The organism is Mariniflexile sp., from assembly GCF_052728615.1.
The window spans coordinates 15,038-33,631 of sequence record NZ_JBFVFE010000017.1 but is presented as its reverse complement, the minus strand read 5'-3'; the positions used below and the strand labels follow the sequence as shown (position 1 = coordinate 33,631).

21 protein-coding genes and 1 pseudogene are annotated in these 18,594 nt (G+C 35.8%); 20 read left to right on the top strand and 2 right to left on the bottom strand.

Going from position 1 to position 18,594, the window contains the following annotated elements:
• From ACU1LP_RS08580 to ACU1LP_RS08525, 12 genes and pseudogenes are all read left to right on the top strand, one after another.
• Nucleotides 1-1,425 carry an SDR family oxidoreductase gene (locus ACU1LP_RS08580; RefSeq protein ID WP_445736045.1) on the top strand — a complete coding sequence of 475 codons (1,425 nt, stop codon included), beginning with the start codon at nucleotides 1-3 and terminating at the stop codon, nucleotides 1,423-1,425.
• Nucleotides 1,426-1,886: 461 nt separating this feature from the next.
• Nucleotides 1,887-2,315 (top strand): hypothetical protein, encoded by a 429-nt coding sequence (locus tag ACU1LP_RS08575; protein WP_445732589.1) that lies wholly within the window; start codon nucleotides 1,887-1,889, stop codon nucleotides 2,313-2,315.
• Nucleotides 2,312-2,585: pseudogene (locus ACU1LP_RS08570) on the top strand (TIGR03643 family protein). The gene ACU1LP_RS08575 and the pseudogene ACU1LP_RS08570 overlap by 4 nt, the downstream one beginning before the upstream one ends.
• Before the next feature lie 57 nt (nucleotides 2,586-2,642).
• Nucleotides 2,643-3,341, top strand: coding sequence for a GTP cyclohydrolase I FolE (folE, locus tag ACU1LP_RS08565; RefSeq protein ID WP_445736044.1), 699 nt, complete (start codon nucleotides 2,643-2,645; stop codon nucleotides 3,339-3,341).
• A gap of 4 nt (nucleotides 3,342-3,345) precedes the next feature.
• On the top strand, nucleotides 3,346-3,576 hold the full coding sequence (locus ACU1LP_RS08560; RefSeq protein ID WP_445732587.1) for a hypothetical protein: 231 nt from the start codon (nucleotides 3,346-3,348) through the stop codon (nucleotides 3,574-3,576).
• A gap of 3 nt (nucleotides 3,577-3,579) precedes the next feature.
• Nucleotides 3,580-4,263, top strand: a complete 684-nt coding sequence (locus ACU1LP_RS08555) for an SDR family NAD(P)-dependent oxidoreductase (RefSeq protein WP_445736043.1) — start codon at nucleotides 3,580-3,582, stop codon at nucleotides 4,261-4,263.
• Nucleotides 4,264-4,414: 151 nt separating this feature from the next.
• Nucleotides 4,415-4,957 carry a glutathione peroxidase gene (locus ACU1LP_RS08550; protein ID WP_445732585.1) on the top strand — a complete coding sequence of 181 codons (543 nt, stop codon included), beginning with the start codon at nucleotides 4,415-4,417 and terminating at the stop codon, nucleotides 4,955-4,957.
• Between the two features lie 5 nt (nucleotides 4,958-4,962).
• Complete coding sequence (locus tag ACU1LP_RS08545) at nucleotides 4,963-5,145, top strand: Lacal_2735 family protein (protein WP_445736042.1); 183 nt, start codon at nucleotides 4,963-4,965, stop codon at nucleotides 5,143-5,145.
• Nucleotides 5,132-5,593 (top strand): TspO/MBR family protein, encoded by a 462-nt coding sequence (locus tag ACU1LP_RS08540; protein WP_445732583.1) that lies wholly within the window; start codon nucleotides 5,132-5,134, stop codon nucleotides 5,591-5,593. Before ACU1LP_RS08545 ends, ACU1LP_RS08540 begins: the two co-directional genes overlap by 14 nt.
• Before the next feature lies 1 nt (nucleotide 5,594).
• Nucleotides 5,595-6,065 carry an SRPBCC family protein gene (locus ACU1LP_RS08535; protein WP_445732582.1) on the top strand — a complete coding sequence of 157 codons (471 nt, stop codon included), beginning with the start codon at nucleotides 5,595-5,597 and terminating at the stop codon, nucleotides 6,063-6,065.
• Nucleotides 6,066-6,087: 22 nt separating this feature from the next.
• The gene (locus ACU1LP_RS08530) at nucleotides 6,088-7,392 is read left to right on the top strand and encodes a cryptochrome/photolyase family protein (protein ID WP_445736041.1); all 1,305 of its coding nucleotides are present in this window, start codon (nucleotides 6,088-6,090) and stop codon (nucleotides 7,390-7,392) included.
• 905 nt (nucleotides 7,393-8,297) lie between these two features.
• A complete protein-coding gene (locus ACU1LP_RS08525; protein WP_445736040.1) occupies nucleotides 8,298-8,513 on the top strand; it encodes a hypothetical protein in 216 nt (71 codons plus the stop codon).
• Nucleotides 8,514-8,961: 448 nt separating this feature from the next.
• On the opposite strand, the gene ACU1LP_RS08520 is transcribed toward ACU1LP_RS08525, so the two are convergent.
• Nucleotides 8,962-9,726: an alpha/beta fold hydrolase gene (locus tag ACU1LP_RS08520; protein ID WP_445736039.1), complete on the bottom strand. Its 765-nt coding sequence runs from the start codon at nucleotides 9,724-9,726 to the stop codon at nucleotides 8,962-8,964.
• Between the two features lie 166 nt (nucleotides 9,727-9,892).
• Nucleotides 9,893-10,606: a pyridoxine 5'-phosphate synthase gene (locus ACU1LP_RS08515; protein WP_445734507.1), complete on the bottom strand. Its 714-nt coding sequence runs from the start codon at nucleotides 10,604-10,606 to the stop codon at nucleotides 9,893-9,895.
• 166 nt (nucleotides 10,607-10,772) lie between these two features.
• On the opposite strand from ACU1LP_RS08515, the gene ACU1LP_RS08510 reads away from it, so the two are divergent.
• From ACU1LP_RS08510 to ACU1LP_RS08475, 8 genes are all read left to right on the top strand, one after another.
• A complete protein-coding gene (locus ACU1LP_RS08510; protein WP_445736038.1) occupies nucleotides 10,773-11,240 on the top strand; it encodes a PIN domain-containing protein in 468 nt (155 codons plus the stop codon).
• A gap of 32 nt (nucleotides 11,241-11,272) precedes the next feature.
• A complete protein-coding gene (locus ACU1LP_RS08505) occupies nucleotides 11,273-11,434 on the top strand; it encodes a hypothetical protein (RefSeq protein ID WP_445732241.1) in 162 nt (53 codons plus the stop codon).
• A 124-nt stretch (nucleotides 11,435-11,558) separates the two neighbouring features.
• The gene (locus ACU1LP_RS08500; protein WP_445732240.1) at nucleotides 11,559-12,218 is read left to right on the top strand and encodes a CBS domain-containing protein; all 660 of its coding nucleotides are present in this window, start codon (nucleotides 11,559-11,561) and stop codon (nucleotides 12,216-12,218) included.
• A 92-nt stretch (nucleotides 12,219-12,310) separates the two neighbouring features.
• Nucleotides 12,311-13,195, top strand: a complete 885-nt coding sequence (locus ACU1LP_RS08495; protein ID WP_445732239.1) for an NAD kinase — start codon at nucleotides 12,311-12,313, stop codon at nucleotides 13,193-13,195.
• A gap of 112 nt (nucleotides 13,196-13,307) precedes the next feature.
• The gene (porG, locus tag ACU1LP_RS08490; protein ID WP_445732238.1) at nucleotides 13,308-13,994 is read left to right on the top strand and encodes a type IX secretion system protein PorG; all 687 of its coding nucleotides are present in this window, start codon (nucleotides 13,308-13,310) and stop codon (nucleotides 13,992-13,994) included.
• A 1-nt stretch (nucleotide 13,995) separates the two neighbouring features.
• Nucleotides 13,996-14,736 (top strand): isoprenyl transferase, encoded by a 741-nt coding sequence (locus tag ACU1LP_RS08485; protein ID WP_445732237.1) that lies wholly within the window; start codon nucleotides 13,996-13,998, stop codon nucleotides 14,734-14,736.
• A complete protein-coding gene (gene bamA, locus ACU1LP_RS08480) occupies nucleotides 14,669-17,284 on the top strand; it encodes an outer membrane protein assembly factor BamA (protein WP_445736037.1) in 2,616 nt (871 codons plus the stop codon). The genes ACU1LP_RS08485 and bamA overlap by 68 nt, the downstream gene beginning before the upstream one ends.
• A 281-nt stretch (nucleotides 17,285-17,565) precedes the next feature.
• Complete coding sequence (locus ACU1LP_RS08475; protein ID WP_445736036.1) at nucleotides 17,566-18,570, top strand: OmpH family outer membrane protein; 1,005 nt, start codon at nucleotides 17,566-17,568, stop codon at nucleotides 18,568-18,570.
• The last annotated feature ends 24 nt before the right edge of the window (nucleotides 18,571-18,594 follow it).

The window sequence follows — 18,594 nt, the reverse complement described above, 5'->3', positions numbered from 1 at the left end:
ATGAAAATCCTCGTTACAGGTTCTACAGGCTATATTGGCAAACGATTGATTCCCATATTAATCAATGAAGGACATCAGGTGGTTTGTGCTGTTAGAGATGCCTTGCGAGTGGACAAAACCTATCTTCAAGATGAAAACATCACCATTGTTGAAGCCGATTTTTTAAAACCTGAAACCTTAAAAAACATCTCGACTGATGTTGATGTGGCATATTATTTAATACACTCCATGTCCAACACTTCAAAAGATTTTGAGAGTTTGGAGGCCAGTTGTGCTAAAAACTTCAAAAGCCATTTTGAAGCAACCAACTTAAAACAGGTTATATATTTAAGTGGTATCACTAACGAAGCAGAGCTTTCAAAACACTTGCAATCCAGAAAAAACGTAGAGGAAATCTTGGCTTCCAACACCTATGCGCTTACGGTTTTTAAAGCAGGTATTATTGTGGGCTCCGGTAGTTCATCGTTTGAAATTATTCGCGATTTGGTAGAAAAACTCCCTGTTATGGTCGCCCCCAAATGGCTTAACACCAAAACACAACCTTTGGCGGTACGGGATGTTCTTGCTTTTTTATCGAAAGCAAAAGGCAATGAAAAACTGTACAACAAATCCTTTGATATTTTTGGTCCGGAAATAATGACGTATAAGGAAATGCTGCTAAAATTTGCCAAAATCAGAGGTTTGAAACGCTACATTCTCACAATTCCTGTCATGACTCCAAAATTATCGTCTTACTGGCTGTACTTTGTTACGTCTACATCATACAAATTGGCATCTAATTTAGTAGATAGCATGGGCGTTGAAATTGTTGGAAAACCTAGCGATATCAATCAAATTCTAGATGTTACTCCCATAACCTACACCGAATCCGTTAAATTGGCCTTCGAGAAAATAGAGCAAAACAGTATCATTTCCAGCTGGAAAGACTCTATGGTGAGTAGCGGGCGTTTACAAAACAGTCTTCATAAATATATCAATGTTCCCAAATATGGCTGTTTTACAGATTATAAAGAGCGCAAAGTGATGGACGAAGAAAAAACGATCAACAAAATATGGTCCATTGGCGGAACAACGGGTTGGTATTATGGTAACGTTCTTTGGAAAGTACGGGGCTATTTAGATAAGTTGTTTGGCGGCATTGGTTTACGTCGTGGAAGAACCCATGTATCAGAATTGGATGTTGGCGATGCGTTGGATTTTTGGCGCGTGATTTTTAGTGATAAAAAAGAAAAAAAATTATTGTTATATGCCGAAATGAAACTTCCCGGTGAAGCTTGGCTGGAATTTAAAATTGAAGATGGCCTGTTAAAACAAACCGCCACGTTTAGACCTCGAGGATTAGCTGGTAGATTTTATTGGTATAGTGTTTTACCTTTTCATGGGTTTATTTTTAGTGGTATGATAAATAAATTAGTTGAAGCTTAATAAAAAAATCATTTTGACCGGTAAAGAATAAAGACTTGGTCGTAACTAACTGATAAACTTAAGTGCATGACAAAAATTTATTAACATCAAATTATTAAAAGAAGCTCCTGAAATAATTCCTCCCCTTTTTTCAAGGGGATAGCCTGTACCGTGTTTTCGGTATGCCGATAGGCGGAGGGGTCAACTTTAATAGTTATTTTAATGAAATATCTTTTTTTTTCATGTACTAAACCGATAAACACTGTAATTATTTTTTAAATAATTTAAATCCTAAATTTTTATAAGGACTTCAAAACTAGTTCAAAAGCCTGAAAATTAATCGAAACCACCTTAAAAATAGAACAAACTTCAGTCTGTAAACATTTTTATCATTCAATACTAAAAAATACTTATCATGTTAATTTTTGTTTAATTTTTTTAATAAAACATTAAACATTTTAAAATTTTGACTATCTTTAAATATGATTTTGGATACGACACATACAAATAAAGAGCATAACAACCTGATAAACGACGTGGTAGGTAAATCATTTAGTTTTTTTCAAGCTATCAAAATGGGAGGCATTGGTTCTAAACGCATGATTATTGAGGAGGCAAGTCCTAATATGAAAAATTATCTTAACAAAGTTTCAGATGTAAACTATTCAAATTTGGAATTACGCCCAACAGGAATTTTAATTCGGATCAATAAAGGTTTGAACAATTTCACTTGGGTCATTCCATATTACCAATTGGTTATTTACAAAACCAACGGCATCAGTATTCATGCCCAAGGCCGCTTTATTCATTTTAAAAAAAACACCACTTTTAAAGAAAACAAAGGTTTTTTTGAAAAGATTCAAAATGAAAAAATAAAATTTGATGCGCAATATAACTTTTCGGGAATATGAAAATTTGTAGTGAAAGAGACACAGATCGTATTATAGAAATGGCTTGGGAAGACCGAACACCTTTTGATGCCATCAACATTTCAGTTTAATATTAAAGAACAAGAGGTTATTGAATTTATGCGTCGGGAAATGAAACCCGGCAGTTTTAAAATGCGGCGTAAGCGGGTACAAGGGCGTACGACTAAACATCAAAAATTACGAATTTTTGAAAAATGCAGATTCAAATGTTCAAGACAAAAACAGATAACACACAACTCAATTTCAAAATAATAACGTTGCTTTGCTTTATGGGATGGGTAAATAAAGACAGCAGATAAAAAAGACACTATGAATACGGAAACATTAGAAGTAAAGAAAAAAAACAACCATTCATTGCATGGATTTTCTCCTGAAGATATTGGAGAAAACCATTTATATGCAGGTTTGGAAACCCCGATGAAAGCAGACGCCTTCAAACTTTCGGACATCGAAAAAAAACAACGCATTGCGTTATTGTTTGAAGAAATCATGGAAGTTATGGGCCTGGATTTAACCGACGATTCATTAAAAGGCACACCCGAACGTGTTGCCAAAATGTACATTGATGAGATTTTCTCTGGTTTAAATCCTGCCAATAAACCAAAAATAGCTCTGTTTGATAACAAATACCAATACAACCAGATGCTGGTTGAAAAAAACATCGGCTTCTATTCCAATTGCGAACATCATTTTGTGCCCATTATTGGCAAAGCGCATGTGGCATATATTTCGTCTGGAAAAGTAATCGGTCTTTCAAAATTGAATAGAATCGTTCAATATTATGCCAAACGTCCGCAAGTACAGGAACGTTTAACCAATCAAATTGCCGAAGATTTAAAACATATTTTAGGAACAGAAGATGTGGCTGTTATTATAGATGCCAAACATTTATGCGTATCGTCTAGAGGTATAAAAGACGAATCATCGGCAACGGTTACATCGTATTATGGCGGAAAATTCAATACCGCATCCAAAATAGCAGAATTACAAAACTATCTAAAAAATTAAAATCATGGATATTATAAACGAAGCCATAGCATTTGAACAGACCAAACTAAGATCGCTGACTACAAGTGATAGAATTGAAATTTCAAGAAAAGCAAAATCCTTGATTTTGGAATTGAATGCCATTTACAAACAGAAAAAAGATGACAAGATTATGGACATCATGAAACGATTGACAGCCATAAAACGAAAAGTTGAAAAACGTTTGAATGGTAAACATTTAATTACCAATATATAAAGTATGCAAACTATTGTGATTGTTGGTGGAAGCAAAGGTATAGGACAGGCTATTGTAAATACTTTAATAGACACCCATAAAATTATAAACATAAGCAGAACAGCACCAGAATTAAGTCATGCAAACTTAACCCACCATACCTGCGATATTCTTGCGGATGAATTACCAGAAATTAAATCTTTGGACGGTTTGATTTACTGCCCGGGAAGTATTAACTTGAAACCCATTTCACGATTAAGTTTAGATGATTTTAGGGAAGACTTTGAAATAAACGTATTGGGTGCCGTAAAAGCGATCCATAAATATTTAGATGCCTTAAAAAAAGGCAATAAGCCCTCTATTTTAGTGTTCAGCACGGTAGCTTCCAAATTAGGAATGCCTTACCATGCGAGTGTTGCTACGGCGAAATCCGGGGTGGAAGGATTGGTAAAATCGTTAGGCGCTGAATTAGCACCAACCGTTAGAATAAATGCGATTGCACCTACGGTTACCAATACCGATTTAGCTTCAAAATTACTACGAAACGATAAAATGATTGAAAATATCATGGAACGTCATCCACTTAAAAAATTCTTGGATCCTAATGAAGTTGCAAGTATGGCTGAATTTTTGATTTCGGATAAAGCAGCTTCCATGTCCGGACAAATAATCGAAATGGATTGCGGTATCGTTTCCTTTAAAATTTAAAAATATGAAACTTCCACATCGAATTCTTGGTACTCAAAATGATTATATGGATGAACACTGTGACAATTAATTTGCGGATTCGCGGTTAAAAAATTTTTAGAAGCTAAAGCACAGATTTTTAACTAAAAAATGAAATAAATAATATAAACACATGAAAGTATTAATGATAACTTGTTGTCTATTTTCACTATTTAGCACTTCAAAACCAAAAACAGATCCGACAGAATCTATTTATAATATTAAAATAAATGCGCTTAATGGCGAACCCATCAATCTTTCCGATTACAAAAACAAATACATCCTCTTTGTAAATGTAGCTTCCAAATGTGGTTTTACAGGGCAGTATGAAGATTTGCAAAAACTTTATGATCTCCATAAAGACAAATTGATGATAATTGGCGTTCCGTGCAACCAATTTGGGGGTCAGGAGCCCGGAACCGCTAAAGACATCCAAACCTTTTGTGAAGCCAATTACGGTGTTACTTTTTTAATGACCGAAAAAGTGGATGTAAAAGGGAACAACCAGCACCCGCTCTACCAATGGCTGACCCAACAAGATAAAAATGGAAGTTCCAGTTCGTCTGTTAAATGGAATTTTCAAAAGTATCTGGTAGGTAAAAAAGGGGAATTGATAGATTATTATTTTTCTATTACCAATCCGCTAAGCGACAAAATTATAAATCACTTAAAATAACAGCTATGTTTAAATTATTTAGAAAAAAATCAGAAGTTGAAAAAATGGAATCCAATTTCAAAAAATTAATGAAAGAATGGCATGAGTTATCTAGCATAAACAGAAAACTTAGTGATGAAAAATATGCCATGGCACAGGCATTGTTGCCAAGAATTGAAGAATTAAAAAAGAAACATGAAGCTCATTAAATTAATCATTGTATTTCTCATTATCAATTTTGCTGCATTGGGTATAGGAAGTTGGTTAATGGATAATGGCCCACAAAGCGAATGGTACACAGCATTGAACCAAGCACCATGGACGCCCCCAGGTTGGGTATTCGGGGCAGCATGGACTACCATTATGATATGCTTTTCAATTTACATGGCATACCTTTATTTGAAATTGCCATCAACCAAAGTCAAAATTTTATTTTTGATACAGTTTATTTTAAATGTTATTTGGAATTACATATTCTTCAATCAACATGTAGTTGGTTTAGGTTTAGCCGTCATTACAGCATTAACAATTGTGGTGGGCATATTTTTAATGGCATTCAAAAACGATTTGAAAGCCAAAACACTTTTAATACTCCCCTATTTTGTTTGGTTATGTATCGCAACTTCACTTAACGCTTATATTTTATTGAATAATTAGGATGAAAATATACACGCTTCATAAAAAGCAAAATTTACCTATTACCTTGCAACAAGCTTGGGATTTTTTATCCAGTCCTAAGAATCTAAAAGTTATTACCCCCAATTATATGGGCTTTCATATTTTATCTGGAGCCGACAGACCCATGTTTGCAGGACAAATTATTCAATATATCGTAACGCCTGTATTAGGCATTAAAACCAAATGGGTTACCGAAATTACCCATGTTACAGACAAGCATTATTTTGTGGACGAACAACGTTTTGGACCTTATGCACTATGGCACCACAAACATTTTATTAAAGAAATTGAAGGTGGTGTTGAAATGGAAGACATTATAGATTATAAAGTCCCTTTTGGGTTTTTAGGTCAACTACTCCATCCTATATTAGTAAAACCAAAACTGGAAGAAATTTTTAATTACCGAACCAAAAAGCTGGAAGCATTGTTTGGAGTTTACATAAACTCATAACCCCATAAACCTATAACCCTAAATGAAACAATCAATAAATATTTTCTGGTTTCGACGTGATTTAAGGCTAGATGACAACAAAGGTCTATACGAAGCTTTAAAAGGAGATAATCCCGTTTTACCCATTTTTATTTTTGATTCTGAAATTTTAGACGCACTTCCAGTTGATGATGCCCGAGTGACTTTTATTCATCATACATTGCAAAAAATACGAAAATTGCTTGGGGAAAAACATGAAAGTAGCATGGCCATCTATCATGGAAAACCTGCGGATGTTTTTAATCAGTTAATTGAAAATCATTCTATTGAAACGGTTTATACCAATCATGATTATGAACCGTATGCCAAAACCCGCGATTTGGAAATAGAAACACTGCTTTCAAAAAAAGAGATCGAGTTTAAAACTTTTAACGACCAGGTTATATTTGAAAAAGACCAAATTGTAAAATCAGATGGCACGCCTTATGTGGTTTACACACCATATATGAAAACTTGGAAATCAACTTTTAAACCAAGTAAACTAGAATTTTTTGAGACAAAACCACATCTTGATAATCTTATAAAGGATAAAAATTTACCAAATTTAAGTTTATCTGATATCGGTTTTAAAACGTCCAATCAAAAAATACCGGATCATACGGTAACACCAACCCTAATTAAAAACTACGAAGCCACCAGAAATTTCCCGGCAAAAGATGCTACGTCCAGACTCGGACCTCATTTGCGTTTTGGTACCGTAAGCGTTCGCAACATGATTCAAAAAGCGATTGCTGAAAAAAACGAGATATTCTGGCAAGAACTTATTTGGCGCGAATTTTTTATGCACATTTTATGGCATTTCCCGCATACAGCAAACGAAAGTTTTAAACCCAAATACGACCGCATCGAGTGGCGAAACAACGAAGATGAATTTAAACGCTGGTGTGAAGGAAAAACGGGCTATCCGTTGGTAGATGCTGGAATGCGACAACTGAACCAATCGGGTTTTATGCACAACCGCGTGCGGATGTTGGTTGGTAGTTTTTTATGTAAACATTTGCTTATCGATTGGCGTTGGGGTGAAGCTTATTTTGCCGAAAAACTCCACGATTACGAAATGGCAAGCAATGTTGGGAATTGGCAATGGGTTGCCGGTTGTGGCGTTGATGCTGCACCTTACTTCCGTATTTTCAATCCCACCACCCAAATTGAAAAGTTTGATAAAAATCTGGAATATATTAAACAATGGTGTCCGGACTTTCAAGAATTAACGTACCCAAAACCTATTGTAGACCATAAATTTGCCCGAGAACGCTGTTTGCAGGTTTACAAAGAGGCATTGAATTAATTTTTATTTCTGCGAATGCAGGAATCCCATCATAATAAAATAAAACTCAAATAACAAATTGAAACTGCATTGCAGCAATCCAATGCGTTATTTGTTAACAGGGCAAACGCCTTTAAAGAATGTTCTTATATGGCTCATGATAAGCTCCTTTGTTTAATATTGTTTTTTGCTTTGTGTATCTCTGTGCAATAGCTGTAACACAAAGACATACAAAACATTACTCGTCCCGATGGCTATGGGGACCACAAAGATTATTAAGTCCATAAAAGCGTTGCCCTGCCCCGTTAGGGACTTCATTTGGGTAGTGGCATATCAATACGCTGGTTTTCTGTGCCTTTAGGTACAGGATGGGAGAGCGGATTTTAAAACAATGCCATGCATGAAATCAGATTGCAAATATCCTTCTTTCAATGCTGCCCTATGTCGTACCTAAAGGCACGAATCCACTTCTGGATATAATTGCCGCTACCCATATTTTGTCCCTAAATGGACATAGATCACATCTGTCGTACCCAAAGGCACGACTTTAAAACTGGATATTGTTGGGCTACCCATATTTTGTCCCTAAAGGGACATGGATGATGCAAAAAGCAACATGGGCATGGTTTTAATGTGAAAATAAGTTCCTTTCCAGGTGCCAAAGTTGTTTTTCAGTTTTCTTTCACTGAACAACCCGATTTTGGCATAAAACAACCGAATATCAACTACATGCGCTATTGTGGGGAGGCTTTTCCGATGGCAATCGGGACCACAAAGATTATTAAGTTCCTAAAAGCGTTTGCCCTGATTTGTTAATATTTCTTTAATAATACCAGTTAAAAACTGATAACTTTATTAGTTTTAGTAACTTGCGAAATTCTGATAATTAACATTATCGCAAGTTTATCAAAAATAAATTAAAATTCATGGAAATTATTGACAACGCTTTAGAGTTCGAACAAAGAAAACAAACTTTTAAAACAACAAGCGAACGCATAGAAGCTTCACGAGAAGTTAAAGACCTTATATTAAATTTAAATACCATTTATAAAGAGGATCAAGACCCTGAAATTATGGATCTTATGAAACGCTTAACGGGCATTAAACAAAAAATTGAAAAACGTTTAAAAGGAAGACCTTAAGTTAAGGTTATCATCATTTTTTTAAAGCCTCCATTGAAAATATGGGGGCTTTTTAGTACATAACAAAAATTTTATACTACACACATTTCGTATATTAAGGCTTGTTTGTTACGCAGACCTCACAGGTTTTGAAAACCTGTGAGGTGGGGTGTCAAATTTGTGCCTATTCATAAAAAATCGTTCGGTCTGTTTTTTAAACTTTTTCGGTGTTAAAAACCTAAAAAGCAATTAAAATAAAGGCTTTAGGTCATTTTTAAATTCATTATTGAAGATAAAAAAGAGAACGGAATTTTAAATTTTAGATACTTCAAATTTGACACCCCACCTGTCAGGTTTTTAAAACCTGACAGGTCTGGAACACATGAGATTATTAAACTGCTGACAATTAGTTATATAACATTTATTTTCCAATTTTTGTCATGTACTTATCATAAAATTACAAAATAAATTAGGTAACAAAAGCCATAACAGCATCAAAAAAGTCTGTGGGGTTTTCGGCGTGCAACCAATGGCCTGCATTTGAAATAGTTACAATCTTAGCTTTTGGAAAGTGGGTTACAATGATATCTTCATCATCAACGCCAATATATTCGGAACGGTCGCCGCGTAAAAACAAGGTGTCTTTTTCAAAAGTAGCCTGTGAAGGTAATGGCTCGCCTATTTCTGCGACTTCATCCTTTAAAACTTCTAAATTCATTCTTAAGGCCAATTTTCCTTTTTCAACCCAATAAAGGTTTTTTAGCAAAAATTGACGCGTTCCAAAATCAGAAATATATTTACTTAAAATGGTATCGGCTTCTCCCCTGCTTTTCAACACATCAAAATTTAAGGCAGCCAATCCATTTAAAATACCATCGTGGTGTATGGGGTAAAAACGTGGTGAGATATCGGCAACTATCAATTTGGAAACCAACTCAGGGTATTGTGTAGCAAATAACATGGCCGTTTTTCCGCCCATGGAATGCCCAAGCAATAGGATGTTTTTAAGTTGATGTGTATCGCAATACGTTTTTAAATCTTCAACCAGCACATCATAATTAAATTCTTCACTATGGAAACTATGCCCGTGATTGCGTTGATCGACCAAATGCACCTGAAAATTTTGTTCACTAAATTGAGTGCCCAGTGTTTTCCAATTATCGCTGGACCCTAAAAAACCGTGCAGAATGATAAATGGTTGGCCTTTGCCTATAATGTTTGAATGTAAAAGCATTTTTTGATGAACAATTTTTGAATTGACGATTAACGATTGACGATTAACGATTGACGATTGACGATTGACGATTGACGATTGACGAAATTACGATTTTTGAACTTGAAACCTTTTAAACTTGAAACTTTACCTGAATTCTGCGACTGCGACTGAACACTGCAACTGCCTACTTTAAACGGTGCAAATACATCTGAATCACATTTTCAACACCCAAATACAGACTTTCTGCAATTAAGGCATGCCCTATGGAAACCTCCAACAAACTTGGGATGGTATCTTTAAAAAACTTAATGTTTTCTAACGACAGATCATGTCCTGCGTTTACGCCCAGACCTAATGAATTGGCAAGTTCTGCACTTTCTAGATATGGTTTTATAGCCTTTTTGTTTCCTAAACTGTATTGATGCGCAAAGGCTTCGGTGTACAGTTCAATTCTATCGGTTCCCGTGGCTTTGGCGCCTTCAATCTGTTTTAAAACAGGATCGACAAAAATAGAAGTTCTAATGCCGTTTTGCTGAAACTCCTTAATCACCTCCACCAAAAAACCTTTGTGCTTTATGGTGTCCCAACCAGCATTGCTTGTTATGGCATCCTCGGCATCTGGCACCAAGGTTACTTGTGTAGGTTTTACTTCTAAAACCAATTTTAAAAACGACTCTACAGGGTTGCCCTCCATATTATACTCGGTATAAACAACAGGTTTTAAATCGCGCGCATCTTGGTAACGTATGTGGCGCTCATCGGGCCGTGGGTGTATGGTTACGCCCTGGGCACCAAAACGTTGCACATCTTTGGCAAATTCAACTACATTGGGCACATTACCCCCTCTGGAATTCCTTAAAGTGGCTATCTTGTTAATATTTACACTTAACTTTGTCATGCATCATTGTCTTAAATGACAAAAATACAAAGTAGAAGATGCTTAGTTGCTTTTTTTTTGATTAATTTGTAGTGCTTTTAAGAAGCAAGAGCTAGATTAAAAATTGGAGGTTTTTAAAGAGCATTGAAATAGTTAACACTTTTTCTGAATTTCGCAAACTTTTATTATGAAAAAACAACGGATATATTTGGACACTTCAGTTTTCGGAGGATATTTCGATTCGGAATTCAAAGAGTTTACAGAACCGCTTTTCGAAAGAATATCAAATGGTGAATTTATTATATTACTCTCTACAATGTTGGACGAAGAATTGGAATTTGCACCTGAACGCATCAAAACGCTCATATTAAAACTTGACGAAAGTTATACCGAATTTCTTAAGGATAAAGATGAAGCAGTTGATTTGGCAACCAAATATATCGACGAAAAGGTAGTTGGAAAAACAAGTTATGCAGACTGTTTGCACATAGCGCTTGCAACAATCTACCAAGCTGATTTATTAGTCAGCTGGAATTTTAAGCATGTCGTAAACATTGAGCGAATACGTGGCTATAATTACATAAATATCAAAAATGGTTATAAACAATTGGAAATCCGCTCACCAAGAGATTTAATGAATTATGAAATAGAATAGGTTCATGGTTATCAAATAAAAAACAGGAAATTATGAGTAAAACTAATATAAAAAAAGAGTTTGATGCCGTCAAATTTGCAAGAGAGCAAAAAGATAGGCTGAGCGCCATGTTCGCGAAAATGACCAAAGAAGAAATTTTGGAATATTTAAAACAAAAAAGTATAGAAAGAGGCCGTATAAAGCCCAGTGTCTAACATTACAATCATACGGAATAACGTAAAATAGAGTAATAAATATCCATAAATAAATTTTATTACAAAGTAAAAATGATTATATGGATGTAACATCTGACCAATCAAAAACAATAAACATCAACAGATGAAACTATCAGAATTTATCATAAACGACATAAAACCATTAAATAGCACGAGCAAAATATGCGATTTGCAACAGCTTTTTAACCAGTTGACCTATTCGCACATTCCTATACAGGATGCTAATAAAATCTATTTAGGAAGTTTTTCTGAAAACGACGCACATTGTTTTGAAAGCGACAAAACGGTTGATGATTACAAACACGCCATTGAAGGTTTTTTTGTGCGCGATTCTACCCTTTGGCTGGATGTTTTAGAAGCTTTTGCTGTAAATTCCACTAACATCATGCCCGTTTTAAACGACCAAAATGAATATTTAGGCTATTATGAACTGAAAGAGGTGATTAGCTTATTTAGCGAATCGCCTTTTTTCTCTGACCCTGGAGGTGTTTTGGTTATTGAAAAAGGCATCAACGATTATTCCTTTAGCGAAATTAGCCAAATAGTAGAATCTAACAACGGCAGGTTATTAGGTGCTTTTGTGTCTAAAATGAAACCCGATCTGGTTCAAATAACCTTAAAAATAAGCAATAGCGGACTCAATGGAACCATTCAAACCTTCCGCCGATACAGCTATAACATTGTTTCTGGGCACCAAGAAGACAGCTATTTAGAGAGTTTGAAAGAACGATCGGACTATTTGAATAAATATTTAAACATTTAACAGTATGAACCATCCATTACTAAAAGTTGGTTTTATATAAAATGATTACGTGGATGCACCATGTGACCTATAAAAACAATAAAAATTTACACATGAAGGTTGCCGTTTTTGGACGATTTTATAACAAAACCACTACAACATCCGTAGAGCGATTATTTGATTATTTATTAAAGAAAAATGCCGATGCCTATATTGAAACCGAGTTTTTCAATCTTATAAAAAAGGAAGCGCCAAACTTTGACGATTACAAATCATTTAAAACGTTCGACACTTTAGACAAATCATTCGATTTTCTGGTAAGCGTTGGCGGCGATGGCACAATTTTAAGGGCCATTATTTTTGTGAAGGATATGGATATCCCCATCATAGGGATCAATACGGGCAGACTGGGTTTTCTGGCTACCATACAGGTTGACCAAATTGAAAAGGCCATTCAAAACATTATAGATGGGAAGTACAGAATTTCAGAACGCAGCTTGCTATCCATTGAAACATCGCCTGAAAACGACGAGATAAAATCATTGAATTTCGCATTGAACGAAATTGCGGTAAGCCGAAAAAACACCACCTCCATGATTACCGTTGAAACCTATTTAAATGGCGAATACTTAACATCCTATTGGAGCGACGGCCTGATTGTTTCCACGCCAACAGGCTCAACCGGATATTCATTGAGTTGTGGCGGCCCCGTAATAACGCCCGATACCAACAGTTTTGTTTTAGCGCCCATTGCACCACACAATTTAAGTGCACGCCCATTGATAATCCCCGATTCCACCGAAATCCAGCTAAAAGTTGAAGGGCGTGAAGAAAGCCATTTAATATCCCTGGATTCCCGCATTGCCACCTTAGAGAATGGCACCACCATTAAAATTAAAAAAGCCGATTTTAAAATTAAAATGATCGATCTTTTAGATGAAAGCTTTTTAGATACGCTTCGAAAAAAACTGCTTTGGGGAGAAGACCGACGGAATTAGGCAATAATTTCACATAAATACTGTTTTACACTAATACAATTTAAACCAGTTCTTTAGCCCAAATTATATTAGGCTGATCTTATTTATTATATTTGCAAACTTTTGGATATCTATGAGGCATTTAACCATATTGATAATAAGCGTTTTAACAGTTCAATTAACCCACTCTCAAATTAACGAGGTAGGTGTATTTGTAGGGGCCAGTAATTTTATTGGCGATGTTGGCGCTACCGATTATATTGCGCCAAAAAATCCCGCTCTTGGTATTTTATATAAATGGAATAGAAGTCCAAGACATTCTTGGAGAATCTCGTTAATATACTCCGATTTAGAAGCAGACGACAGCAAATCGGACGATCCAAGACGCATACAAAGGGACTATTACTTTAATTCCAACTTATTGGAAGTGGCTGCGGGTATGGAGTTTACCTTTATGGATTTCGATTTGCACTCTGGCGATAAAATAGCGACTCCTTATATATATACCGGCATAAGCGTTGCGCACTACAAAAATTATTACTTTTCAAATGGCGTGCAAACCTATGAGAACAATTCCAGTTGGGCTTATGGCATCCCTATGGCCTTGGGATTTAAAACCAATTATTTCGGGAATTTTATTTTAGCCGTGGAAGTGGGAGCGCGCTATACTTTTTCAGATGAATTGGATGGAAGTGTTCCAGATAATATAGCGCATCTGCCAAACCGATTTGGGAATATCAATAATAATGACTGGTATGTGTTTTCGGGTATTACCTTAACCTATACATTTGGGGAAAAACCTTGTTATTGTAAAAATTAAAATGGACTTAAAAGAAAGCGTACAGACCAAATCACTACCAAAACACATCGCCATCATTATGGATGGTAATGGGCGATGGGCGAAAAAACAAGGGATGCTGCGCGCTTTTGGCCATGAAAACGGCACCAAAGCGGTTAGAGAAGTTGTTGAAGCTTCCGCTGAACTTGGTATTGAAAATTTAACACTCTACGCTTTTTCAACCGAAAACTGGAACCGCCCAAAACTAGAAGTCCAAACCTTAATGAGGCTTTTAGTGTCTTCATTAAAAAAAGAAATAAAAACCCTTCAGGACAATAACATAAAACTCTCTGCCATAGGCAATTTGAACACCTTGCCAAGAAAAGTTTTTAAAGAACTCCACGAAGTTATGGAGCAAACAAAAGGGAACAATAGAATGACTTTAACCCTAGCTTTGAGTTATGGCTCTCGCGAAGAATTACTAAATACTGTTAAAGAGATTAGTATTAAAGTTAAAAATAATATAATTTCGCTCGAAAAAATTGATGAATCAATTATAAATGAGCATCTTTACACGCAAAATTTACCAGACGTAGATTTGCTTATTAGAACCAGTGGAGAACAACGTATAAGCAACTTTTTACTATGGCAAATTGCTTATGCCGAATTGTATTTTACGAGCGTATTGTGGCCAGATTTTACAAAACAGCATTTGTATGAAGCTATTATTGAATATCAAAAAAGAGAACGACGATTTGGGAAAACAAGTGAACAACTTAGCTAATATTTTATCTTTGACAACATTTTTAAAACACTTCACTTTACTACTGCTTTTAATGGGCAGCATGGGTATTAAAGCGCAAGACCTACCTTACAGCAACGGCAAAAAATACATCCTAGGAGATATTACGGTGTCTGGCAACACATCGTTTAGCGAGCAAACCATCATCGCCTATTCAGGATTGAGCAAAGGTAAGGAAATTGCCATTCCCGGTGAGGAAATTGGTGATGCCATTAAAAAACTTTGGAACTCGAAATTGTTCAGCGATATAGAAGTCTATATCACAGCCATAGAAGGCAATGTGGCGTACCTAGAAATTAAATTGTCCGATTTGCCCCAACTTAACGAATTGAAAGTTAACGGCGTTAAAAAAGGAAAAAAAGAAGGCATCATTAAAGACAATAAATTAAACAAAGGGGTAAAAGTTACCGAAAACCTCATGACAACCACAAAAAACTTTCTCATAAAAAAATACAAAAAAGAAGGCTATTTAAACACGAAAGTGCATATCAATACCATTGAGGTCAAAGATTCTGTGCAAACGGCACGGGTTAATATGGTACTTAATATAGACAAAGGCGAAAAAGTTAAAATAAAAGATATTGTATTTACCGGAAACGATGTGCTGAGCGATAAATATCTTCGGAAAAGTATGAAGGGCACCAAAAAAATCAATCGCCTTCGTATCCTAAAACGTTCTAAATTTATTGACTCGGCATATCAAGCAGATCTATCCAAGGTGGTAGATAAATATAAAGAGAATGGCTATAGAGATGCGCGTATTGTATCGGATAGCATTATTTACAATGACGACAAAACCATTTCCTTGCAAATAGACGTTAATGAAGGTTCCCAGTACACGTTTGGCGATATTAAATTTATTGGAAACACTGTTTACTCCAATGAACAGTTAACCAGAATGTTACGCATAAGAAAAGGCGATACCTATAACGGCGTATTGCTGCAAAAACGTATTGCGGATAACAGCAAACCAGATGCCGACGATATTACAAACCTATATCAAAATTACGGCTATTTATTTTCAAGCATCAATCCTGTAGAGGTAAGTGCGGCCAATAATGTTATTGATATGGAAATTAGGATATCAGAAGGAAAACCTGCTTATTTTAATAGTGTATCGGTAGTTGGGAACGATAAAACCAACGACCATGTTATATACCGTGAGATTAGAACCCGCCCAGGGCAACTGTACAGTAAAGCCAATGTGGTGCGTACCGTAAGGGAACTTGGGCAATTAGGCTTTTTTGATGCCCAGGAAATATCGCCAAACTTTAACAACCCAAACCCAAACGAGGGCACCATTGATATGGAATACTCGGTAAAAGAAACGGGGTCCAGTCAAATAGAATTACAAGGAGGCTATGGTGGCGGTGGCTTTATAGGAACTTTAGGCTTATCGTTCAACAATTTCTCCATAAAAAATATTTTAAATAAGGATGCGTACAAACCCATCCCAATGGGCGACGGTCAAAAATTGGCATTGCGTTTGCAAGCGAGCAGATTTTACCAAACCTATAGTTTCTCGTTTTCCGAGCCTTGGTTGGGCGGGAAACGCCCCGTACAGTTTTCTACATCCATATCGCAAACCAAACAGTTTTTATATGATTATAGAACAAGAAATGCCGACAAATCAAAAAGTTTTAATATTACCGGTATTACCTTTGGTTTAGCGAAACGTTTACAGGTGCCAGATGATTTCTTCGTGCTATCACAAGCCATAAGTTTTCAACGCTATGATTTGAATAATTATAACACAGGACTATTCACTTTCGGTAATGGCTATGCCAACAACTTATCGTACACCATTGGCTTAAGTAGAGACAACACCAGTGTTGATCCTATTTATCCAACGGGGGGTTCAAAATTTGGTGTGACGGCAAAATTATCCATTCCATACTCGTTATTTGATGGTGTAGACTATGCGCAGTTAAAAGAAGACAGAGCAAAAGCAAATACGGATCGAAACAGTGCGGAATTGGCACGCATCGACCAAGAACGCTACAAATGGCTGGAATTCTATAAAATAAACTTTAAAGGCGATTGGTACACCGAAATAACTAAAGATTTGGTATTAAGACCGAGTATGGAATTTGGTTTCTTGGGTGCCTACAATAACGATAGAGGCGTTATCCCTTTTGAGCGTTTCTTTTTGGGGGGCGACGGTTTAGGCACTTATAGTTTAGATGGCAGGGAAACAATTGCATTGCGCGGTTACCCAAACCAGTCGTTGTCAGATCAAGATGGAGGCGCTATTTACAATAAATTTTCATTGGAACTGCGTTACCCCATCACCTTAAAAGCATCAGCTAAAATTTATGGTTTAACATTTTTGGAAGGAGGTGCTTCTTATAATAGTTTTCGAGATTACAATCCGTTCGATATTAAACGTTCTGCTGGTTTAGGCATCCGTATTTTTATGCCTGCATTTGGTTTATTGGGCATCGATTTCGGCTATGGTTTTGATTCATTACCAGGTGAAACCAAGAAAAATGGATGGGAAACCCATTTTATTATTGGACAACAATTTTAATTGTAAAAATTATTTTGGCACGATATTTTCTAATAACACTTTGATGATTTAATTGGGAATTAAAATTTTTAAGATTAAATTTCGTTAATTTTGAAGAATTAATTCAAAGATGTGGCAGAAATACAAAAAATCATCTGTCGGTTTTAGAATTTAAAAGTAATTAAATATTAAAAACAGACACATGAAACTTCCATAACTAAATTTCGATAGCCAAGGGAATGATTATATGGAAGTCCCGATAGCTATCGGGATGACCGTTAAAAAACAATACATATAGACACATGAAACATAACGTTCTTTTTATACTGACATTAGTTTTTATGCTAAACTTTTCACTATATGCGCAACGAGGTGTACGAATTGGTTATATAGACACGGAATTTATTTTAGAAAATGTACCCGAATACCAAGAAGCCACGTTACAATTAAATTCAAAAGCAGATAAATGGAAAAACGAAATCCAAGCGAAATTAAGTACTGTTGAACAAAAGCGAAAGGATTTAAGCAACGAAAAAGCCCTTTTAACAAAAGAACTTATTGATGAGCGTGAAGAGGATATTGCTTTTGAGGAAAAAGAAATTTTAGACTATCAGCAAAAACGGTTTGGGCCCAATGGCGATTTGTTCATCCAGAAAAAACAATTGATGCAGCCCATACAAGATCAAATTTTTGCAGCAGTGCAAGATATGGCAGCCACCAAACAGTATGATATTATTTTAGATAAATCGGAAACCGTGATGCTGTATTCGGCAAAACAATTTGATTTGAGCGACCAAGTGGTACGAAGCATTACAAGAAGCGCCAAAAGAACACAGGCAGAAAGTAAAGCAGAACGAAAAGCTGCCAAAGATGAAGAACTGGTTCCTGAAATTAATTATGAACTGGAGGCGCGGGAAAAAGCACTGGAAGAAAAGAAGACGGAACGCGAAAGTGCTATAGAAAAAGCGAGGCAAGAAAAACTGGATGCCCGTGCAGCCAGAGTTAAAGAAGCAGAGAATAGACGCCAGCAAATATTGGAAGAACGCGAAAAGGCAAAACAAGAAAAACTGGATGCTCGAAATTCTTCAGATGAGCCTGATGCAAAAGCAGAAGAAGCGGCTAAACCTATTGAAACCACACCAGAGGCAAAACCAAAAGTAGAGGAAACAAAAACACAAGCGCAACTTATTGAAGAAAACAGACAAAAAAAATTAGCAGAGCGGGAAGCTCGCAAAAAAGAACTTGAGGACAAAAAAAATAAAATATTAGAAGAACGCCAAAAGGCAAAAGACAGTACAAACAAATAAAATTTATAACACATTAATACTATT